Here is a 16,777-nt window from a genome sequence, read left to right on the forward strand (position 1 = left end):
ACCTGACTCGCCACACAAGGAAGCTCGCCATGCTCTCTGACTCACTTAAGCCATCGGCGATGCCTGCGTCTCTTGCCGAACTGGGCAAGCAGCGCGAGCGCTATCTGGCCACACAGCAGGATGATGATCTGCCGATCATCGATGCCCACATGCATGTCTGGGACCCGACGCGCAACTACCACCCCTGGCTATGCGATGAGTCGATGATCCCCTTCCGCTACGGCAACTATGCCGCGATTCGTCGTCCCTACCTTCCCGCCGAGCACCTCCGGGCGGCGGGAGAGGCGCATCGCGTGATGGGCTGCGTCTACATGGAAGCGGAATGGGCGCGAGGCGATGCGCTCAAGGAAGTGCGCTGGGTCGAGGAAACCGCCCGCGAGACCGGCTGGCCCGATGCCATGATCGCTCAGGCCTGGCTGGATCAGGACGACATCGCCGAGCAACTCGATGCACTTTGCCGGTCTGCCATGGTCAAGGGCGTGCGTCACAAACCTGCGGCTCTCGAGCGCCACGATCCGTCCTTGGCTACCCATGCCACACCTGGCTCACTGCGCTGCCCGCGTTATCAGTACGGCGTCAGTGAAGTCGCCCGTCGCGGCCGGATCTTCGAGCTGCAGGTGCCCTGGTGGCACCTCGAGGAACTGCTGCCGCTGCTGGAGCGCCATCCAGCGATGACGGTGGTGATCAATCACGCCGGCGTGCCCGGAGATCGTCATCCCGACACTCTGTGCGAATGGTCGCGTGCCCTCGCCATGGTCGCCGCCTGGCCGCAGGTGATGATCAAGTTCTCGGGTCTCGGCATCGCGGACCAGCCCTGGCGACTGGAAGACAACCGTGAGGTCTTTGCCATCGTGCTGCGCCATTTCGGGGTTCACCGCGTGATGTTCGCCAGCAACTTCCCGGTCGATGGGCTGGTGACCTCACTCGATACGCTGTTGCAGGCCTTCAAGGACCTCAGCCGCTCGCTGAGCCCTGAGCAGCGACTCAAGCTCTTTTGCGACAACGCCGTGCGCTGCTACTCGCTTGAGGCAACTCGCTAGAAACACCGTCTGGAAAAACACATCTCGAGAAAGACGGGCTGGAAAACGACTGCACGAGAAAAGATCGGCCGAAATACGCCACTAGAACAATAAACAATGAGGAATTCGCCATGCTCTCTCGCCATTGCCTACTCAAAAACGTGTCCACATTAGGTCTGTTGCTGGCCTTTTCCGCGACGGCTCATGCCGGCATCACCGCACGGATGGGCACCAGCTTGCCGGATGCACACCCCCAGACGCTGGGTGCCAATAAATTCGCCGAATTGGTGGATGAAAGATCCAATGGTGATATCACCATCACGGTGTTCTCTAACGGCATTCTGGGCAACGACGTCAACATGACCTCGATGCTGCAGTCCGGCACCCTGGACTTCACTGTCCCGTCGACTGCCACGCTCAGCAGCCTCAATCCGGACTTCAACATCGTCAGCCTGCCCTTTCAGTTCGACGACAGTGATCATGCCGATGCGGTACTCGATGGCGAGGCTGGCCGCGCCCTGCTCGCCAGTCTCGACGACAAGCAACTGGTCGCACTCGAGTACTGGGAGAACGGCTTTCGCCACATGACCAACAGCCGCCGCCCCATCGAGACACTGGAAGACATCAAGGGTCTCAAGATTCGCACCATGCAGAACGCGCTCTACATCGATCTCTTCAATGGATTGTCAGCCAATGCCGTGCCCATGGCAGTCAATGAACTGTTCACCGCCATGGAGACCCGCACGGTGGATGGCCAGGAGAATCCCTACACGGTGATCGACGCCAAGCGTTTCTTTGAAGTGCAGAAGTATCTGTCACGAACTGCACACGCCTATGACGCCCAGGTGCTGGTTGCCTCGCGCAAATTCATGCAATCGCTCAATGATGATCAACAACAACTGATTCGGACTGCCGCTCGCGATGCCACGCTTTACCAGCGTGAGAAGAGCAGAGCCATGAACGATGAACTGCTGAGTGAGCTGCAGGAAAAAATGGCAGTCAATGTGGTGCCAGACGCTGAGCGCGTGCGCATGCGCGAGGCACTTGAGCCGGTGATTCAGCAGCACACACAAGCCCTCACACCAGCTGTAGTCGAGCAGTTCCGGGCGGCGCTGGCAGATGCCCGCTAGACCCTGTCGCTTTCATCCAGTAGCGCTGTCACTGAAATGCCTCCTTCGGGGATAACACCATGAATAAACTGACCCACGAGATGCCGTTATCCATGTCGATCAAACCCTCCGCACCTCCGCCCAACGACGTGTCACGCAAGGGTGCTGACGCACCGCCAGCCACGACTCCTTCCGGCCTTGCTGCCAGCGCCACATCGATATTCAGAGGACTTGAGAAGAGTCTTACCTTGCTGATGGTGCTGGCACTGGTCGTGATGATCGCGCTGGTGTTCGTCAATGTCGTGCTGCGCTACGGCTTCAATAGCGGGATCTCGATCAGTGTCGAACTGTCTCGCTTCCTGTTCGTCTGGGTCACGTTCATGGGAGCAGTCGCGGCACTGATCCGCCAGGAACACCTGAGCGTCAATACCTTCGCAGACAAGCTGCCAGCGGCCTTGCGTGCAGTATTGGATCGCCTGGTCACGCTGGTAATGCTCGGCTGCTGCCTGATGCTGCTCAAGGGCAGTTATGACCAGACAGTGCTCAACTGGAGCAATCTTTCTCCCATCAGCGGCATTCCTGTCGGTGTGTTCTATCTCGCCGGGCTGATGGCAGGCGTATTGATGACTCTGATTCTGCTCTGGCGTCTGCTGACACCGCTCCCGCTGCATGGTGTCACGGGGAAGAAAGCCACCGACCTCTCATCTGATCAGCAAGGAGACACGCCATGACCATCGGGCTCTTCCTCGGCTCCCTGCTGGCCGCCATCGGCCTGAGCCTCCCCATCGCCTTTGCTCTGCTGGTCAGCGCCATCGTGCTGATGTTGCATCTTGATCTTTTCAACTCACAAATTCTGGCCCAGAACCTCGTCAACGGCGCTGACAGCTACACCTTGCTGGCCATCCCGTTCTTCCTGACCGCTGGAGAAGTGATGTCGCGTGGCGGACTCTCCCAGCGCATCGTCACGCTGGCGATGTCACTGGTCGGGCACCGCAAGGGCGGGCTGGGCTTCGTGGCCATCTTCGCCGCCATCGTCATGGCGAGCCTGTCGGGCTCGGCCGTCGCGGATACCGCCGCGCTTGCCAGCATGCTGTTGCCCATGATGCGCAAGGCCGGCTACCCGCTGGGCCGCTCGTCCGGCCTGATGGCCGCCGGTGGCATCATCGCACCGATCATCCCGCCCTCCATTCCGCTGATCATCATCGGGGTCGCCGGGGGCATCTCCATCGGCAAGCTGTTCCTCGCCGGAATAGTGCCGGGGCTGATCATGGGTGTGACGCTGGTGGTGATGTGGCTGTTCATGACGCGCAAGGAAGATCTGGTCGTCACCAAGAAGGCCAGCGGACGCGAGCGGCTCAAGGCACTCAAGGACAGCTTCTGGGCCATCATGCTGCCGGTCATCATCATTGGTGGCATCAAGAGCGGTATCTTCACGCCGACGGAAGCCGGGGTGGTCGCGGCCGTCTATGCCATCTTCGTAGCGACCGTGGTATATCGCGAGCTGGATCTTGGTCAGCTCTATCAAGTACTGGCACAAGCGGCGCGCAGTACCGCCATCGTGATGTTCCTGGTCGCCGCCGCCATGGTCGCCTCCTGGCTGATCAGTATCGCGCAATTGCCACTGATGGTCGCCGGTCTGCTGCAGCCGCTCGCCGATGACCCGCGCATCCTGATGCTCGCCATCATGGGCATCGTGCTGGTGGTCGGCATGGTGATGGACCTGACGCCGACCATCCTGGTGCTCACGCCAATCCTGATGCCCATCGTCAAGCTGGCCGGTATCGACCCCGTCTACTTCGGGATCATGTTTGTCCTCAACTGCGCCATCGGCCTGATCACCCCGCCGGTCGGCAATGTCCTCAATGTCATCACCAGCGTCGGCAACCTCAAGTTCGAGAAGGCCGTGAGTGGCGTTGCACCCTTCGCCCTCGCCTATGTGGTGATCCTGCTGCTGTTCGTCGCCTTCCCGCAGATCATCACCGTTCCGCTTTACTGGATGACCGACTAAGCCTGCATCGCATCCCCCGGCACGCAGTCTCGCTGGGAATCAATGTGCACGTTAGCTGCCCACGCCAAAGATAACGCCAACAAAAACGCCAACGACAACAAGAGCACCTTCCCATGACTCCCGTGACCAAGATCTCACTCGCCAGCCTACTGTTGCTTGCCCCACTGAGCGCCGCACACGCGGCGACCGTTCTCAAGATGGCTCATGCCGCCCCGACCACCGATACCCAGCAACAGGCAGCAGAGCGATTTGCCGAACTGGTGAGGGAAGGGACTGATGGCGAGATCACTATCAACATCTTCGGTAATGGTGTGCTCGGAGGTGACCAGCAGATGATCGCAGGTGTACGCAGCGGCACCATCGATATCGAGATGTCCGGCAATCCCAACTTCGCGGGCCTGCAGCCGGCGCTCGGCGCCTTTGATCTTCCCTACATCTTTGCCAACCGCGACGAGGCCTACCAGGTACTGGATGGCAAGGTCGGCGACGATGCGTTGGCACTGCTCAAGCAAGACAACCTCAAGGGCCTGGCCTTCTGGGAGGTGGGCTTTCGCGCGATGACCAACTCCAAGCATCCGATCAAGACACCGGCGGATGTCGATGGCCTCGTCATGCGTACCAATTCCAACAAGTCACTGATCGAAGCCTTCTCGTTGCTGGGAGCCAATCCGGTACCGATGCCGCTGGGCGAGCTTTATACCGCACTGGAAACGGGCACCGTCGATGCACAGGATCATCCCATCAGCATCGTCTGGTCTGCTGGCTTCTATGAAGTTCAGGACTATCTGTCACTGACCAATCAGGCCTACACGTCACTGCTGTTGGTGATGAACGATGACAAGTTCGAAAGCCTGTCGCCGGAATACCAGCAGGTATTGATAAAAGCAGCACGCGAGGCCGGACAGTACCAGCGGGACCTGAACGAAAAGAACGAGAAGACGATTCTGTCTGAACTGGCCAAGAAAGGCATGAAGATCGAGACCGACGTCGATACTGCCGCCTTCCAGAAAATCGTGCTGCCAACCTGGGACAGTTATATCGCCGCCAACGGACGCGATTGGATCGATGCCATCCAGAGTGTCGAGCATGACGTGACGTCCGCCAAGGCTGGGCACAAGGACAAGACCACAGCTGCCGTGACTCAGTAACGCATCAGTCCTTTTTCAATTTACCTACCTGTCACCCCAGCGAGGGCACAAGCCCCTGACGACACCCTCGCTGATTGGAGAAATGTCATGTCTCGAGATGTCCTGCTGCTCAACCAGAAATGCGCTCATACCCTGAGCCTGTTCGATGCCACCAGTGGTGAAGAACTCCACCATCTGCGACTGCCGGATTACCCGCATGAGTTCGTGGTGGACTCCACGGGCCGTTACGCCTTCGTGGGCCATTACGGCATTCTCGGTGCCGACTGCATCGGTGATCAGGGCGGCTGCTCAGTCTTCGTGGTGGATCTCGAGACCTTTGCGCTGGTCAATACCCTCAGCACCTGGCCGTACTACCGCATCCATGGGCTAGGCATCGATGATCAAGATCGTCTGTACGCGATGAGCGAAGGTCATAACACTCTGCTGCTGTTCAATACGCCCCTGACACAGTCCACGCCGGACCTGGCCGTCTCTTCCGGAGGCTACAAGACTCACTTGTTCGCACTGACCAGCACCGGCGACTGGGCCTATGGCATCAACCTGCTCAGCAACACCATCACCAAGTTCAAGCCGCATGATGCCACCTTCACCCCCCTCGCGATGATTCCGGGCCGCAAACCCGAGGGCAACAGCCTCTCTGCCGATGGACGCACTCTGTTCATCAGCAACCGTGATGACGACAGCATCGTGGCGGTGGATACCGAATCGATGACGGTTCGCGCCTCGGCAACCACCGGACGTGATCCCAACCGTATCTACCGAGACCCCAAGGGTCGCTTGATCACCACCAACTACGGCGAAAGCTCACTGTCTCTCTTCGATGAAGCGCTGGCGCCTCTGGGTACCATCCAGCTCGAGGCCATTCCGATCGCCATGAGTTTCCATCCGGATGGTGAGCAGGCCTTCGTCTCGCTCAAGGGGGATCGCATCGCGGTGCTGGATCTGGAGAGCGGTCAGGTGCGCCGCAGTTTCACCACCCGCGCCGAGCCGGATGTGTCGTGCCTGCTGGTACGCGAGCACTGAGCCGACGCCATTACCGACCGGTCCGACCCAGTTCCTGTTTTCCACGACGCGAGCCTGCCATGACGGATAACGCAAAGCACACCAACCGGCACGAGTCTTCGCCCGTCTCTGAGAGGAAAGACGAGCCATCGAGCGCACAGCCGCTGATCGATGCGCACCATCATCTCTGGGCGCTGGATGGTCAGGTGGCGTATCCCTGGCTGGAAGACTCGCCGGTGGAGAACTTCTTTCTCGGCGACTATGCGGCGATTCGCCAGCCCTTTCGGGTCGCGAATCTCAAGCGCTTGATCCCCGCAGGCTATCGCCTGGCAGGCAGCGTGCACTGTGAAGCAGAGGCGTCACGTCCCCAGGCTGAGAAAGAGACGCGCTGGATTGCCGAGCAAGCAGCCATTCATGGTCTGCCTGCGGCGCATGTTGGCTGGGCCGCCTTTGGCACTGACGAGTGCGCCGCACAGCTCGACGCTCAATGTGAGTCGGCGCTATTCAGGGGCGTTCGCGCCAAGCCTGTCACTGCGGCAACCCCCGCGATGCATCACTCGATCATCGGCACTGCGGGTAGCCTTCAGGATTCACGCTGGTGCGAAGGGCTTGCACTGCTTCAGGAGCGTGATCTGAGCTGGGACTTGCGTGTACCGGCCTGGCATCTGGAAGACGCCGCCGTAACGCTTCAGAGCTTTTCCGACTTGCGCGTCATTCTCAATCACACCGGGCTGCCGTGGGACCGCTCACGCGAAGGACTGGCTCAGTGGCGGGCAGGCATGCACGCATTGAGCGAGAACTCGCAGGTCGCCATCAAGCTTTCCGAGCTTGGCACGCCCTGGCATGACTGGGACGCGAATGCCAATCTGGCACTTCTCTGTGAGGCGCTGGAGATCTTTGGTCCCACGCGCTGCCTGTTTGCCAGCAATTTCCCGGTTTCAGGGCTCAAGGTCAGCTATGGCGACTGGCTGGCACTGGTGACCGGCGCCATTCAGCAGACACAGCCAACCGAGAGCCGCCAGTCCACGCTCGACAAGGTACTGCATGACAACGCCATTCATTGGTATCGGTTACCGCTTGATGCCCTGGCTACCCGTTGACCCCATCCCGGGCGCCGCTGGTTAGCCGCTTTCATTGCTTTTCACTCAACCACACTCGTATCCCTCAGGAGGCACCATGTCACTCAACGGCCATCAGCTCATCGGACAACGCAGCTTCGTCGCCACTGGCGATCCCATCTATGCAGTCAACCCGGCCACGGGAGAAAGGCTCGAACCCGGCTACCCGGGCGCCAATGCCAGCGATATGGAAGACGCCTGCCAGTTGGCGGGCCAGGCGTTTGATGTCTATCGCGCCACGACGCCTGAAGAGAGAGCCGCTTTCCTCGAGACCATCACCGAGGAAATCGAGGCGCTGGGCGATACCCTGACCCAACGCGCGATGCAGGAAACCGGCCTGCCCGAGGCACGCCTGAACGGTGAGCGCGGCCGTACCTGCGGGCAGCTCAAACTGTTTGCCAAGGTGCTGCGCCGGGGAGAATGGCAGGATGTACGTATCGATCCTGCCCTGCCGGAGCGCGCGCCACTGCCGCGAGCTGATCTGCGTCAGCGTCAGATTCCGCTGGGCCCCGTCGCGGTCTTTGGGGCCAGCAATTTCCCGCTGGCCTTCTCGGTCGCCGGTGGCGATACCGCCTCTGCGCTTGCCGCTGGGTGTCCGGTCGTCGTCAAGGGCCACTCGGCGCACCCGGGCACCTCGGAACTGGTCGGCCAGGCTGTGGCGCGCGCAGCCAAGCGTTGCGACATGCCAGAAGGCGTCTTCTCGTTGCTGTTCGGCCCGGGCAATGAAGTCGGCCAGGCGCTGGTCAAGCATCCCGAGATCCAGGCCGTCGGCTTTACCGGCTCACGCAGTGGCGGAACTGCCCTCCTGGCACTGGCACAGGCGCGTCCGCAGCCTATCCCTGTCTACGCCGAGATGAGCAGTATCAATCCCGTCATCTTGATGCCGGCCGCCCTTGAGGCCAGTGCCGAGTCACTGGGTAGCGCCTTCGTCGCCTCGCTGAACATGGGGGCGGGTCAGTTCTGCACCAATCCGGGCCTGGTGTTGGCGGTGAAGGGTGACGCGCTGGAACGCTTCAAGCAGGCCGCCATCCCCGCCGTTCACGCCAGCCCGGTGCAGACCATGCTCACACCGGGCATTCATAAGGCCTATGCCCAAGGGGTCGAAAGCCTCTCCGATCAGCAAGGCATCACCTGTCTGGCCAGCGGCCAATGCGATTCCCCCATCGCCAGTCCCTGCCAGACCCAGCTATTCAGCACACATGCCAGTGACTTTCTTGCCAATGAGGCCATGCAGGCAGAAGTCTTCGGCTCAAGCTCGTTGATCATCGAGTGCGATGATCTCGAGCAACTCAAGAAGGTCTGTTCTGGCCTCGAAGGCCAGCTGACCGCGACACTGCACATGAATGAGGCCGACCACGTTGCTGCCCGTCATCTGATACCGGTGCTGGAACGTCGTGCCGGGCGCATCCTGGTGAATGGCTGGCCAACAGGTGTCGAAGTCTGTGACGCCATGGTCCACGGCGGTCCGTGGCCTTCAACCTCCGATAGCCGAACCACCTCGGTAGGCACTGCGGCCATTCACCGCTTCCTGCGTCCGGTCTGCTATCAGGATCTGCCGGATGCGCTGCTCCCACCAGAGCTCAAGCATGCGCCAGCAGAAGGCATCAGCCGCTTGGTGGATGGCAAGCGCGAAGCTTGATATGTCGCCAGTTCCTCGGTCGATAGAACCTCATATTGAGTGGGTAACTGGCTTCAATATGATTGATTCCTGTCAAATTCTGGCCTGACCAAAAGAGCCGCCTCAAGGCGGCTCTTTCATGTCGGGACCAGTACATCATCTCAACCATGACTAGTATCTCGACTTCGTGGACAGCATGGCACCAGGAATATCTGCCGGAATGGCACAGTCTGAGAAAATCGAAGTGTTGGAAATGCTACTGATCCGGGAGATGTCTTCTGAACCTTGGCGCGAAGCAGCAATCGTCCTGTCTACCCCTGTGAGACATGAACAAGCCTGCTACAGGAAGACAAGGGACAAGCCTCTATAAATATACGCATGAAAGTATTATTGGACGGGATGCTCTATCTGGATATGGTGTAAAGGTTGAACACCTCTCAACCCTAATAATAACCATGAGAAAAATCCCGATGAAAAGTCCAAACAACAACGGGGAAAAACCGGTCGATAGACGTCGTTTCCTGAAATATGCCGGTGCTGGTGCAGCGGTATTGATGCTTCCTTTTGAATTACGCATGGCGCTCGCATCTGGAACATCCCCAGGCAAGGACTCAGTGCTCGTAGTCATCGACGTCCAGAATTGCTTCTTGCCGGGCGGTTCACTGCCAGTATCCGAAGGCGATCAAATCATTCCCATCATCAATATGCTGGGCAAGAAATTTGAAAATGTCATCTTTACCCAAGACTGGCATACACCTGGCCATGCCTCCTTCGCTTCCAGTCATGAAGGAAAATCACCATTCGATACGATTGAATTACCCTACGGCAAGCAGATGCTGTGGCCCGATCACTGTGTTCAGGGTACGAAGGATGCCCAGTTGGCTGATGGTCTGGATATCTCCCATGCACAGTTGATCATTCGCAAGGGATATCACGATGAAGTCGATAGCTACTCAACCTTTGTTGAGGCGGATGGAACAACAAAGACGGGGTTGACTGGCTATCTCAAGGAACGCGGCTTGCGCAATATCTTTGTCTGCGGACTGGCCACGGATTTCTGTGTCAGCTGGTCGGCCCAACATGCTGCATCCGAAGGCTTTACCGTCTCGGTCATAGAGGATGCCTGCAAGGGTATCGACCTGGATGGGTCAATGGCTGGGGCCTGGCAAGCAATGAAGGAGGCTGGCGTAGAGCGCATCACGTCCAATGACATCAGCTGACATCAGCTGACATCACCATTTGGAACCTCAGCCATGCTGGCCTGATGAGCTCATGAAATACTGACCGATAAAGTAGAAGGTTTGATTCGCCAGGTAATGGATGCTTGAAGCCGGGAAACATCTGACCCAGCTTCAAGCATCTTTTGTATCAAGCGACTATCCGCCCCCTATCGAAGAGGATTCCGATCAATCATCCTCATATCCTCCAACATGTCGCGAGGATAATGCCTCGTAACAATCCTATTCCCGTTTGGCCCGCTAGGGCCACGTGCACTTCATGCACCTCTTCACTCTGATAACAGGAGCCTGATAGCAAGAGCCTGCTCACGAGGTGGCAAAGGAAATCAGCCATAGAAGTGATGCACCAAGCTCATGGGGATCGCCGGCACATAGGTCACCAGCATCAACACCAGGAAGAGCACGAAGATCATCGGCAGATTGACCTTGGTGGTTTCCCACATGTCCGTTCTGGCAATGGAGCAGGAGGTTGCCAGTACCGAGGCAACGGGGGGTGTCTGCTGACCGATGGCCAGGTTGAGCGTGAGAATCAGGCCGAAGTGGATGGGGTCGATCCCGATCTGCTGGATCAGCGGCATCACGATCGGGACCACCAGAATGATGGCCGCTGCGCCGTGCAGGAACATGCCGAGTAACAACAACAGGATATTGAGCAACGCCAATACCGCGACAGGATCAGTCGTCAGCGAGGTAATCTCTTGCGCCAGCTGCTGTGGCAGTTGCATCTCGGTTAGAAACAGCCCCAGCACCGCGGATGTCGCAACCAGCAACATGACGACAGAGGTCTGGATCACGCCATCGATTACTGCGCGATAGAGTACCTGAAGATTCAATTCACGATAGACCAGCCCTCCAATGACCAGTGCCGCCAGTACAGCGATTCCCGCGCCTTCCGTGGCGGTCACGAATCCACCGAAGATACCACCCAGGATGATGACCGGTAGCGTCAATGCCCAGAAGGCCTCGCGGAACGCCTTGCCTAGCGTCGACAGCGAGAAGGCAGCTTCACACGGCATATCGTACTTGCGAGCGTAGTAGTAGCAGAGTGCTGCAAGCCCGAAGGCCCCCAACAGGCCCGGAATGATGCCCGCCACGAACAGCTTGACGATGGAGGTATCCGCGATCGCACCGTAGAGAATCATCGAGAGCGATGGCGGAATGATGATCGCCAATGACGCGGATGACGATGTGATGGCCGCTGAAAACTCTGGCGTGTAATTGCGCTTCTTCATCTCGGGAATAAGTATCGAACCCGTCGCTGCCACATCGGCAACGGCAGAGCCTGATATCTCGGCGAAGAACAATGACACCCCGACATTGACCATCGCCAACCCACCACGCACGAAGCCCACCATGGCGGTGACCAGGTTGATCAATCGCATGGAGATGCCGGAAGTATTCATCAGCGCACCGGCGAGGATGAACAGCGGAATGGCGATCAACGGAAACTTGGTAGCCCCATTGAAGAGCGTCAGCGGCACATTCACCAAGGCATCCACGCCCATGAAGATCACCACTCCCACGACCCCCACGGTACCGATGGCAATCGCGATGGGCACGTTGATCAGCACCAACGCGAACAGGGCCGCAATAATGATCAGCAGCGTCATGAGCGGTGCTCCTTGAGGTCTTCTTCGGCCAAGCGGATGGCTTCCGCGATCGCTTCTTCTTCACTGTCGATTCCGTGGCACATCTTTCGCCACGCCTGCGGCATGCTCAGAAGCTCACATAGGATGAAGAGTGCAGCACTGAGAGGAATGACCGATTGGGTCACATTCAAGCCTATGCTCGGCAATGCGATCAGAGAATCCCAGGCAAGGACATCCAGCACCTGATAGCCAAACCAGCCGACGACGGCAAAGAAAGTCACCACGATTAGCTCTGAGATAACAAAGATCACACTACGCAAGGCGACTGGTGCCTTGGTGACAAGTCCCGGAAACCCCATATGCGAACGTTTGAGCGCTGCAAGGCAGGCACCATAGAAGCTGAGCCACGCCAGATTGATCGATGCCACTTCATCGTACCAGGGCAACGAACCCCCAAAGGTGCGCAGGGCCACCGCGACCAACACGATCAATGTCAGCGACAACAATAAGCTGACGGTAAAGCACTCAAGACAGCGTTCCACGACACGATTGAAACGATCGAGATAGGTTGTCTCTGCCATGGGCAACTGTCCTTCCCCACCATCGGTGGGGAAGGTTGCCTTGGCCGCATGCGAATGCGAGCTCATGACTTACTCCTCGGCCAGTGCCATTGCCCGATCGACAAGTTCTTGGCCACCGTCGACCTTGTCGGAGAACGCCTGATAGACCGGCGCACTCGCCTTCACGAAAGCGGCGCGATCAACTTGATTGACCTCCATGCCGCCCGCTTTCAGGCTCGCCAACAGCTTGTCATCAAGCTCAGCACCCTTGGCGAAGGCCCAGCTCTGGGTCTCGACGGAAACCTCAGCAATCGCCGCCTTCACATCCTGGGGCATCTTGCTCCAACCGGCCTGACTACTGGTCAGCCAGATCGGCGAATAGACATGATTGGAGAGTGACAGGTACTTCTGCACCTCCTGGAACTTGGCACCATCGATGTTGGACAACGGGTTTTCCTGACCATCGACCACCCCGGTCTGCAAGCCCACGAACACTTCCGAGAACGCCATCGGAGTGGGGTTGGCTCCCCATGTCTTGAACATGCCAGTGCGCCATTCGCTTTGGGGCGTCCTCAACTTAAGGCCCTCCAGATCCTCAGGCACGACAACCGGGTGTTCATTGTTGGTAATCTGACGAAAGCCGTTTTCCCAGGTAGATATCAGCTTGAGTCCTTTGGACTTGGCGTCTTCTGCCAGATCCGTCATCACGATGGCATCATCGATACGCTTGAGGTGCTCACGGTCCTTGACCAGAAATGGCATGTCGAACAACGCAAAACTGGGAGACACGGAAGACATCACCGAGGAGATGGCCGCTAGATCAATGGTACCGAGACGCAGCTTCTGGATCAGTTGACGTTCATCCCCCAGCTGCCCACTGTGGTAGTACTCCACCTGATGCGCGTCGCCCAACTTCGCCTGCAGGCTATCGGCAAAATGTTGTGCTGTCTGACCTTGCAGACTGTTGGGATTCCCTCCGATGGCAAAGACGATCTTTTCAGCGTGGGCCGCGGTAGTACCGAATGCGGCGGTTAAGATGGCGGCGGCAAGCATGACTCGCTTCATGGTTGTTTCCCTTGGCTTGTTATGATTATTGGCATGCACGCATCTGGGCCTCACTTCGGGTTTATTCTCCCGACTTGTCCCTCGAGGTCACTCGGCGATGACTCGCGAGACAGGCACCTCAAGTGGATTGCAAAGCAGACCAGATAGCACAGAACTTAGCCGTAGTTGCCGCAAAAGACCAACCTGATACGATGAAAAATAGACCTTTGTCTAGGAAATACGAGAGAAAAGGAGCCATCCAGCAACATCTGGACTGCAAAGCAAACCACGAAAGAGATGCGACTCTACTCAATGTCCAGCCACGCGCTCCTGAGATGAAACGTGCCCTGCCAGCGAGAGCTGCCAGGGCACGTTTCATCTCAAAAGAGCGCGTCACTCCCAGGCAGGGAACGGATCCGGCAGGACGCGCCAGGCTTCCTTGCCCGCCAGCAGCGTGGCGTCATCGAGTAGACATTCGTCCAGCGCCTGGCGGATACGGGCTTCATCCAGATTCTGGCCAATGAAGACCAGCTCCTGGCGCATGTCACCGAAGGGTTCTTGCCACTTTTCTTGAATCGATTCCAGATATTCGGGGTCTTCCGGCCACTCCACCTTAGGTACCGCCTTCCAGAACATGCCCCCGAATCCATAGTGGGCGATGCCACCGGCTTGGCTCCACTGCCCGGCATACTGCGGACGCGTGGCCAACCAGAAGAAGCCCTTGGAGCGCAGCAACTTGCCACCGAACCAGTCACCGTGCAGCAAGGTGAAGAACTTCTGCGGATCGAAGGGCTTGCGCGCAAGATACGCGAAGCTGGAGATACCGTACTCTTCGGTTTCCGGCATGTGCTCGCCACGTAGCTCCTTCAGCCAGCCAGGTGCCTGCTGAGCACGATCAAAGCTGAAGCGCCCCGTATCCAGCACCTTCTCCAGCGGGACCGAACCATGCGCCATGGACAGAATCTCGGCCTCGGGGTTGAGTGAGTGCAAGACGGCCGTCAGTTCTGCCACCTGAGTCGCGTCAAGCAGATCCGCCTTGCTGATCAACAGCACATCACAGAACTCGATTTGATCGACCAGCAGGTCCGCGACGTTGCGCTCATCGTCTTCTCCAAGGCTCTCACCGGCCTCGGCCAGCGACTGTGCCTCGCGATATTGCTCAAGGAAGTTGGCGCCGTCGACCACGGTCACCATGGTGTCGAGTCGGGCGACATCCGACAGACTCTGGCCATCCTCGTCCTCGAAGGTGAAGGTCTCCGCCACCGGCAGCGGCTCGGAGATGCCCGTGGACTCGATGACCAAGGTATCAAAACGCCCTTCTTCCGCCAGCCGCCGTACCTCGATGAGGAGATCCTCACGCAGGGTGCAGCAGATGCAACCATTGCTCATCTCGACCAGCTGCTCCTCCGCGCGATTGAGTGTCACCTCGTTGGCACCGCCAGGCACTCCACGGACCAAGGCGGCATCGATGTTGACCTCACTCATGTCGTTGACGATCACCGCCACCCGGCGCCCTTCACGGTTACCGAGAATATGGTTCAACAGGGTCGTCTTGCCAGCGCCCAGAAAGCCGGATAGCACAGTGACTGGCAGAGCAGAAGGCAGTGAAGCGGGCCTGTCAGGGGAGGAAGTCGATTGCAGGGTTGTCATCAGTCTTTGCCTTGAATTCATGAGGGAGCATCACGCCGAATCAGGTGCTGCATGACGTCCATAAGAGCTTGTCTCAAAGCGCCCTTATCAGAAGACTTGCATCAGCAAGCACGATTGCGCGGCAGGTCGAGGAATGCGCCATCATCCACCCGACCCCGAAATGATACGTTATAACATTTCTATAAGGCAATCCCTTGTCCCCTTCCACGAGAAGACCAAAAACGCCCCGCTGACAGGTCAGCAGGGCGTCGATAGTGGCAATGAATCCAATGTGAGAACTCATGTCATCGTCATGAATTCGCTCAACCAGAAGTCTTCCTAGACAGCCATCATCACGGCGGATGCCATCACCGCTCCGCCCACCAGGCGTGAAGCGATGGCTGGCACATGCATCAGGCGCTGGCCCGCGACACGACCCAGCAATGCCAAGGCCAGCGTCGCGACCACGAAGCCCGCCATGTAGCCAATGGCGCTACCAGCCGCTGGCATTTCCAGCGCATGAGCGAAGCCGTGGCAGGCCATGAAACCGGCGACCATGATGGCGCCCGCCAGGGTCGGCAAGCGCATCAGCAGCGCAATCAGGCCTCCGGCAATCAGTACCGACATCAGGATACCCTGCTCCGCTATGACGGCATGACTGGCAAGCCCACCACTGAGCAGGGCAATACCTGCGCCTCCCAGCATGCCGATCACCATCAACAACGGTGTCAGTGTCTTGAGGCTATTGGACTGTCGAGCACTCCAGACACCGATGGCGAGCATGGCCATCAGGTGATCCAGCCCGGTGAACGGATGCGTCAACCCCGCCAGCAGGCCTTGGGTCTCGTGTCCTGGATGAGCGGAAGCAGAGGTGGCGACCAACAGCAGGGAGGACATCAGCAGTAAAGAACAGGAACGCTTCATGTATCAGCCTCAAGATTATGTTGTCGTTGGGTCAAGAAAGCTCAGAGCAAAAAACGAAAAAGTGGCGAGCGATACAGGCCTGTGATCAAGCCTCGGCCGACAGCTTTTCGGGGCGCCGTTCCGGCAGCATGCCGCGGTCAAGGATGAAGGTGATGATCTCCTCCACGCCGACCCCGTCATACAGATTGGCGAACACGAAAGGACGCTCGCCGCGCATCTTGCGCGAGTCACGGTCCATCACCTCAAGCGAGGCGTGCACATACTCGGCGATATCGATCTTGTTGATGATCAACAGATCTGACTTGGTGATGCCCGGCCCACCCTTGCGCGGAATCTTGTCGCCCGCAGAGACATCGATCACATAGAGGGTGAGATCGGAAAGCTCCGGGCTGAAGGTGGCGGACAGGTTGTCACCGCCGGATTCCACCAGTACCAGCTCCATGTTCGGGTGACGCGCCTGCAGATCATCGATGGCCGCCAGGTTCATCGAGGCATCCTCTCGAATCGCAGTATGCGGGCAGCCGCCGGTTTCGACGCCGAGAATGCGGTCCGCCGCCAGCGCTTCGTGACGCAACAGGAAGTCGGCATCTTCGCGGGTGTAGATGTCATTAGTGACAACCCCGATGTCGTAATGGTCGCGCAGGGCCAGACACAGCTGGCGCAACAACGCCGTCTTGCCGGAGCCTACCGGCCCTCCCACTCCTACGCGTAGACAATGCTTCATGGCAACTTCCCTTCTCATGAGATATCGGACGTTCATGTCGGTCGGTT

Annotated in this window: 15 protein-coding genes; 9 read left to right on the forward strand and 6 right to left on the reverse strand. The window is 58.4% G+C overall.

The window, feature by feature from the left end:
• Window positions 1-29 precede the first annotated feature (29 nt).
• From GQR90_RS11130 to GQR90_RS11170, 9 genes are all read left to right on the forward strand, one after another.
• Complete coding sequence (locus GQR90_RS11130) at window positions 30-1,040, forward strand: amidohydrolase family protein (RefSeq protein ID WP_158774173.1); 1,011 nt, start codon at window positions 30-32, stop codon at window positions 1,038-1,040.
• Between the two features lie 110 nt (window positions 1,041-1,150).
• Window positions 1,151-2,149: a TRAP transporter substrate-binding protein gene (locus GQR90_RS11135; protein ID WP_158774174.1), complete on the forward strand. Its 999-nt coding sequence runs from the start codon at window positions 1,151-1,153 to the stop codon at window positions 2,147-2,149.
• A gap of 59 nt (window positions 2,150-2,208) precedes the next feature.
• A complete protein-coding gene (locus GQR90_RS11140; protein WP_199269414.1) occupies window positions 2,209-2,859 on the forward strand; it encodes a TRAP transporter small permease in 651 nt (216 codons plus the stop codon).
• Window positions 2,856-4,136, forward strand: coding sequence for a TRAP transporter large permease subunit (locus GQR90_RS11145; protein ID WP_158774175.1), 1,281 nt, complete (start codon window positions 2,856-2,858; stop codon window positions 4,134-4,136). Before GQR90_RS11140 ends, GQR90_RS11145 begins: the two co-directional genes overlap by 4 nt.
• A 113-nt stretch (window positions 4,137-4,249) precedes the next feature.
• Window positions 4,250-5,284: a TRAP transporter substrate-binding protein gene (locus GQR90_RS11150; RefSeq protein ID WP_158774176.1), complete on the forward strand. Its 1,035-nt coding sequence runs from the start codon at window positions 4,250-4,252 to the stop codon at window positions 5,282-5,284.
• 87 nt (window positions 5,285-5,371) lie between these two features.
• Complete coding sequence (locus GQR90_RS11155) at window positions 5,372-6,307, forward strand: YncE family protein (RefSeq protein WP_158774177.1); 936 nt, start codon at window positions 5,372-5,374, stop codon at window positions 6,305-6,307.
• A 59-nt stretch (window positions 6,308-6,366) separates the two neighbouring features.
• Complete coding sequence (locus tag GQR90_RS11160; protein ID WP_158774178.1) at window positions 6,367-7,386, forward strand: amidohydrolase family protein; 1,020 nt, start codon at window positions 6,367-6,369, stop codon at window positions 7,384-7,386.
• A 76-nt stretch (window positions 7,387-7,462) separates the two neighbouring features.
• Window positions 7,463-9,043: an aldehyde dehydrogenase (NADP(+)) gene (locus tag GQR90_RS11165; RefSeq protein WP_158774179.1), complete on the forward strand. Its 1,581-nt coding sequence runs from the start codon at window positions 7,463-7,465 to the stop codon at window positions 9,041-9,043.
• A gap of 305 nt (window positions 9,044-9,348) precedes the next feature.
• Window positions 9,349-10,242 carry a nicotinamidase gene (locus GQR90_RS11170; protein ID WP_199269415.1) on the forward strand — a complete coding sequence of 298 codons (894 nt, stop codon included), beginning with the start codon at window positions 9,349-9,351 and terminating at the stop codon, window positions 10,240-10,242.
• 344 nt (window positions 10,243-10,586) lie between these two features.
• Here GQR90_RS11170 and GQR90_RS11175 read toward each other — a convergent pair whose 3' ends face one another.
• The 6 genes from GQR90_RS11175 to ureG form a co-directional block, all read right to left on the reverse strand.
• Window positions 10,587-11,870 (reverse strand): TRAP transporter large permease, encoded by a 1,284-nt coding sequence (locus GQR90_RS11175; RefSeq protein ID WP_158774180.1) that lies wholly within the window; start codon window positions 11,868-11,870, stop codon window positions 10,587-10,589.
• A complete protein-coding gene (locus GQR90_RS11180; protein ID WP_199269416.1) occupies window positions 11,867-12,496 on the reverse strand; it encodes a TRAP transporter small permease in 630 nt (209 codons plus the stop codon). The genes GQR90_RS11175 and GQR90_RS11180 overlap by 4 nt, the downstream gene beginning before the upstream one ends.
• A 3-nt stretch (window positions 12,497-12,499) precedes the next feature.
• A complete protein-coding gene (locus GQR90_RS11185) occupies window positions 12,500-13,474 on the reverse strand; it encodes a TRAP transporter substrate-binding protein (protein WP_158774181.1) in 975 nt (324 codons plus the stop codon).
• A gap of 372 nt (window positions 13,475-13,846) precedes the next feature.
• Window positions 13,847-15,103, reverse strand: a complete 1,257-nt coding sequence (zigA, locus tag GQR90_RS11190) for a zinc metallochaperone GTPase ZigA (RefSeq protein ID WP_158774182.1) — start codon at window positions 15,101-15,103, stop codon at window positions 13,847-13,849.
• Window positions 15,104-15,421: 318 nt separating this feature from the next.
• A complete protein-coding gene (locus tag GQR90_RS11195; protein WP_158774183.1) occupies window positions 15,422-16,006 on the reverse strand; it encodes a HupE/UreJ family protein in 585 nt (194 codons plus the stop codon).
• 85 nt (window positions 16,007-16,091) lie between these two features.
• The gene (ureG, locus tag GQR90_RS11200) at window positions 16,092-16,730 is read right to left on the reverse strand and encodes an urease accessory protein UreG (protein ID WP_158774184.1); all 639 of its coding nucleotides are present in this window, start codon (window positions 16,728-16,730) and stop codon (window positions 16,092-16,094) included.
• Window positions 16,731-16,777 lie beyond the last annotated feature (47 nt).

This window comes from Cobetia sp. L2A1, assembly GCF_009796845.1.
Lineage (GTDB): Bacteria > Pseudomonadota > Gammaproteobacteria > Pseudomonadales > Halomonadaceae > Cobetia.

Excerpts from the sequence above, each read along its gene's own strand:
- GQR90_RS11130 (WP_158774173.1), top strand. The coding sequence starts at position 30 with ATGCTCTCTGACTCACTTAAGCCATCGGCGATGCCTGCGTCTCTTGCC.
- GQR90_RS11135 (WP_158774174.1), top strand. The coding sequence starts at position 1,151 with ATGCTCTCTCGCCATTGCCTACTCAAAAACGTGTCCACATTAGGTCTG.
- GQR90_RS11140 (WP_199269414.1), top strand. The coding sequence starts at position 2,209 with ATGAATAAACTGACCCACGAGATGCCGTTATCCATGTCGATCAAACCC.
- GQR90_RS11145 (WP_158774175.1), top strand. The coding sequence starts at position 2,856 with ATGACCATCGGGCTCTTCCTCGGCTCCCTGCTGGCCGCCATCGGCCTG.
- GQR90_RS11150 (WP_158774176.1), top strand. The coding sequence starts at position 4,250 with ATGACTCCCGTGACCAAGATCTCACTCGCCAGCCTACTGTTGCTTGCC.
- GQR90_RS11155 (WP_158774177.1), top strand. The coding sequence starts at position 5,372 with ATGTCTCGAGATGTCCTGCTGCTCAACCAGAAATGCGCTCATACCCTG.
- GQR90_RS11160 (WP_158774178.1), top strand. The coding sequence starts at position 6,367 with ATGACGGATAACGCAAAGCACACCAACCGGCACGAGTCTTCGCCCGTC.
- GQR90_RS11165 (WP_158774179.1), top strand. The coding sequence starts at position 7,463 with ATGTCACTCAACGGCCATCAGCTCATCGGACAACGCAGCTTCGTCGCC.
- GQR90_RS11170 (WP_199269415.1), top strand. The coding sequence starts at position 9,349 with ATGAACAAGCCTGCTACAGGAAGACAAGGGACAAGCCTCTATAAATAT.
- GQR90_RS11175 (WP_158774180.1), bottom strand. The coding sequence starts at position 11,870 with ATGACGCTGCTGATCATTATTGCGGCCCTGTTCGCGTTGGTGCTGATC.
- GQR90_RS11180 (WP_199269416.1), bottom strand. The coding sequence starts at position 12,496 with ATGAGCTCGCATTCGCATGCGGCCAAGGCAACCTTCCCCACCGATGGT.
- GQR90_RS11185 (WP_158774181.1), bottom strand. The coding sequence starts at position 13,474 with ATGAAGCGAGTCATGCTTGCCGCCGCCATCTTAACCGCCGCATTCGGT.
- zigA (WP_158774182.1), bottom strand. The coding sequence starts at position 15,103 with ATGACAACCCTGCAATCGACTTCCTCCCCTGACAGGCCCGCTTCACTG.
- GQR90_RS11195 (WP_158774183.1), bottom strand. The coding sequence starts at position 16,006 with ATGAAGCGTTCCTGTTCTTTACTGCTGATGTCCTCCCTGCTGTTGGTC.
- ureG (WP_158774184.1), bottom strand. The coding sequence starts at position 16,730 with ATGAAGCATTGTCTACGCGTAGGAGTGGGAGGGCCGGTAGGCTCCGGC.